General features: G+C 59.8%; 5 protein-coding genes. 2 read left to right on the top strand and 3 right to left on the bottom strand.

The genetic code is table 11. From position 1 onward, the window contains the following. The first annotated feature begins 8 nt into the window (after nucleotides 1-8). Both ACLHHB_RS01445 and ACLHHB_RS01440 read left to right on the top strand, forming a co-directional pair. Nucleotides 9-966 (top strand): IS630 family transposase gene (locus tag ACLHHB_RS01445; protein ID WP_410216502.1). Its coding sequence is split into 2 segments (ribosomal slippage): nucleotides 9-359 and nucleotides 361-966, totalling 957 coding nucleotides; the frame shifts between segments, so codons are not numbered across the junction. Nucleotides 967-1069: 103 nt separating this feature from the next. After that, complete coding sequence (locus tag ACLHHB_RS01440; RefSeq protein WP_410216500.1) at nucleotides 1070-1333, top strand: hypothetical protein; 264 nt, start codon at nucleotides 1070-1072, stop codon at nucleotides 1331-1333. Between the two features lie 162 nt (nucleotides 1334-1495). Here ACLHHB_RS01440 and ACLHHB_RS01435 read toward each other — a convergent pair whose 3' ends face one another. From ACLHHB_RS01435 to ACLHHB_RS01425, 3 genes are all read right to left on the bottom strand, one after another. Next, nucleotides 1496-1609 carry an SEC-C metal-binding domain-containing protein gene (locus tag ACLHHB_RS01435; RefSeq protein WP_410216501.1) on the bottom strand — a complete coding sequence of 38 codons (114 nt, stop codon included), beginning with the start codon at nucleotides 1607-1609 and terminating at the stop codon, nucleotides 1496-1498. 196 nt (nucleotides 1610-1805) lie between these two features. Next, entirely contained in the window at nucleotides 1806-2174 is a 369-nt protein-coding gene (locus tag ACLHHB_RS01430; RefSeq protein WP_410216499.1) for a UPF0149 family protein, read from the bottom strand. 435 nt (nucleotides 2175-2609) lie between these two features. Next, nucleotides 2610-3379, bottom strand: a 770-nt coding sequence (locus ACLHHB_RS01425; protein WP_410216498.1) for a sugar phosphate isomerase/epimerase family protein, incomplete at its 5' end; no start/stop codon positions are given.

The following is a 3379-nucleotide window of genomic DNA, read 5'->3' as shown; positions in this document are numbered from 1 at the left end:
GGGATCTGATGGGCAAGCCACATCCAATGGAGCTTCGGACGCGGGTCGTGACCTATGTGGACGAAGGACATGGGCATCGCGAGGCGGCGCGGCACTTTCGGGTTTCGCCAAAATTTGTCAACGATCTGGTGAAGCTGCGACGCGAGACCGGGTTGTTGACGCCGAGACAGCAAGGCAATGGCGGCGGGCACGGGAAGCTGGTGGGCGTGGCCGGTTGGCTCAAGGCGCGTGTCACGGCCAAAGGCGAGATCACGCTCAATGAACTGGTGGCTGAACTGGCCCAAACCCACAGCATCGCCGTCCACCGTGCCACTGTCTGGCGGATGTTGCGCGGGCTCGGATTGACACACAAAAAAAGCCCTGCAGGCGCTTGAACAGAAGCGCCAGGATGTTGCTGGCCTGCGTCATGTTTGGATCGCGAGGCGCCAACCTTTCATGGCCAACCATCTGGGGCGTTTGGCTTTTATTGATGAAACCGGGCTCAAGACCAACATGACCAAGACTACCGGCTGGTCGCCCTGCGGGCAACGTTTCGTGGATCATGCGCCGTTTGGACATTGGCGGAGCCAGACCTTCATTGCAGCGCTGCGCCATGACCGGCTGGACGCGCCTTGGGTGATCGACGGGGCGATGAACGCCGAGATGTTCGAACTTTATATCAAAACCCAACTGGTCCCGACGCTCCGGGCCGGCGACGTCGTCATTCTGGACAACCTCTCCAGCCACAAGAGCCCTGCCGCAGCGGCTGCACTGCATGATATCGGCTCGTGGTTCTTGTTCCTGCCGCCATACAGTCCCGACCTCAATCCGATCGAAATGGCATTTGCCAAGCTCAAGGCTCTTGTCAGAAAAGCTGCCGCACGGACCTATGATCAGCTATGGGCCGCGGTTGGCCAAGTCTGCGACCTGTTCTCCGACGAGGAATGCTACAACTACTTCAAAGCCGCAGGGTATGAGGTCAATTGACTGCAACCGGCTCTAGGGTGATGCCAGAATTGGCAAGCGTTGGACATCGGGACGCCCGCAGTGCAGCCTGATGCACAGCAACGAAGCAGGGAGGAAGCGACAGGTGCTCACACAGGAAAGGCTACTCTATGCAAGCGCTAACGGTGACCTTTGGAGCTTGGGGCGCGATCCGGAGAGCGAGCGCATTGTTGTCCGGCATCGAGCCAACCTTCCGTCCGGTGGCCAGGTCAGCGAGGTGGCCCTTGGTGAATTTCTGGTTCAGGGAGGCTTCGGGCCTGAAAAGCAGGAACTGATGCGCCTGATTGGAAGCCTTATCGACAGCGGGACGAAAGACACCCTGCGTCGTCCTGAACGCGCATCCTCTTGATGAGGTGGCACTGTTGATCCTCAGCAAGACCCACGGGCCCTGACGTGCTGGCATCTCGCCGGGTGTTGTTCGGAGCACTCTCGTCCGGAGCCGCCGCGACGCCTACGGTGGAGCTTGCGTAAGCTGCACAGGATCTGCCGAACAAAGACGCGACCGCGCGCGTCAGTTCTTGCCGCAGCACTGCTTGTATTTGCGTCCCGACCCGCAGGGACAGGGCTCGTTGCCGGCGGGGCGCGTGCCCCTGACGGGCGCCCGGGAAAGGTTGTCGGCCCTCATGATTAGCTCCGGATGCGATACAAGCAAGATCGCGGCGACGCAGTTGGGGATCAGGTCAGACGCATGGAGGTCGACCTCATCGATCTCCTCCTCGGAGAACGTGCTGGTCCCCTCATTGATGTCCTGCAAGACCAGCAGGAAGATCAGAGACTAGCGCACCTCCTCATCGGCCTGCTCCAGCAAGGCTTGCCAGGGGTCAGGGCGCAAGCGCATGGCGCAGGTGAACCCGCCGATCCAGGCTTCCCAAAGCGTCTCGCCGCTGTTCGGATCCATCTCGTAGATCGGATCGATCCATGGGATTGTCGTGATTTTTTTCAGCCACCGCGTTGTAGTGGGCCATGACTGCAGAGATCGTCGCCTCCGCCGTCGCCTCATCAGGGAAACCGGCATCACCTGTTTCTCCCCAGACATGGGGAAGCCACTCAGAGGGCGGTATGAGATCGGGACAAGCAAGAAGGCCGGTCACATAGCCATCGAGTTCGCTCACCGTCATGGGAAGATTTTCCTGCGGCAAGGCCGCCAAGATCATGTCGAGGCGACCAATGTCCTGATCCGAACTGCTCATCGGGCCTCCCTCTCCCTCCATCAAAGCCTTGGTTATTGCGGCAGCGGCGAGATCGCAATCCAACCACTCCTCAGGAAAGGCAGGTTCTGCTGCAAGCCGCCTAGCGTCCCAGCCGGGCGTTGTGATCTTGTGCCAGTCTTCTGGGCTGTCTCGGCAACATGTGTCGCGGCGCGTGTTGCGTTAACTGCCTGCATCAAGACAGTCATCAACGTGTTTTATCGGATCGATTAGACACGACCTCGCCTCGAAAGTCGAAGACCATCTCCGCCGTTTCCTTCCCGTCCACATTCAACCATAGGCCCTGCGTCGGGCATGGTCGCCTCAACGCGTGTCGCGAAAACGCCTGCATTTTGCGCGTTCCCATGCCGGCGCTTGATGCAGCTGTGGACAGCTAGCCAGCAAATCTACCTTGCAGGGTGCCAAAAATACCCACAGTCAAAATCCGGCGCGGTCGAAAATTTCCCGTCCTTCGGCGGCGACATCATCGCCGTCAGTGAACAAGGGTCGCCATGCAGCGACGCCCGCTGCGATATCAGGATGCGAGATTGCCGACGAAAAAGCTTCGACGCCGATCAGGCCCCTGTAGTCAGACGTCTTCAGCCGGGCAAGCAAGGGCATGAAGTCAATAGACCCGCGCCCTAGTCTGCCGCGATGGTTCTGATCGACTTCAAAGTATGCAAGCCGCGGCAGCACAGACTCCAGCGCAGACATCATATCGTCTTCTTCGATGTTCATGTGGAACGTGTCGAGATGGATCCCCACGTTCGGCTTCCCGATGGTCTCAACCAGACGCAATGCATCTGCCGCAGTGTTCACGAGGTTGGATTCGTAGCGGTTCACAACTTCCAATGTAAGGGTGATGCCGCTGGCTGCTGCAACCTCCGCGACCTGTGCCAGCCCTTCGGCCGCGGCGCCGAAGTTCTCGGCCGTAGCAGCGGAGGACGCTTTTCCAAACGCGCTGTAGAGAATACCTCCCATTCGATCGGCGCCCATGTCCCGCGCCAGCCGGAGAGCCGCAAGATGCCGCTCCACACCGCGGCGATGAATGGCCGGATCCGTGCTGGAGATGTCATTTTCGATCTGCAGCGGAGAGGTCGTGACGGGTGCAACTCCCTCTGTGGCGCAGAACCGTGCAATGCGCTCAGGTTCGATTGCGTCGTGGTCCCGCAACGGTATCACGAGATGCCCGTATCCTTGGGCAGCGG

Origin of the sequence: Paracoccus sp. (in: a-proteobacteria) (assembly GCF_046462195.1) — a bacterium.
Lineage (GTDB): Bacteria > Pseudomonadota > Alphaproteobacteria > Rhodobacterales > Rhodobacteraceae > Paracoccus.
The sequence above is the reverse complement of the archived record's forward strand: the minus strand, read 5'-3'. Positions and strand labels throughout refer to the sequence as shown.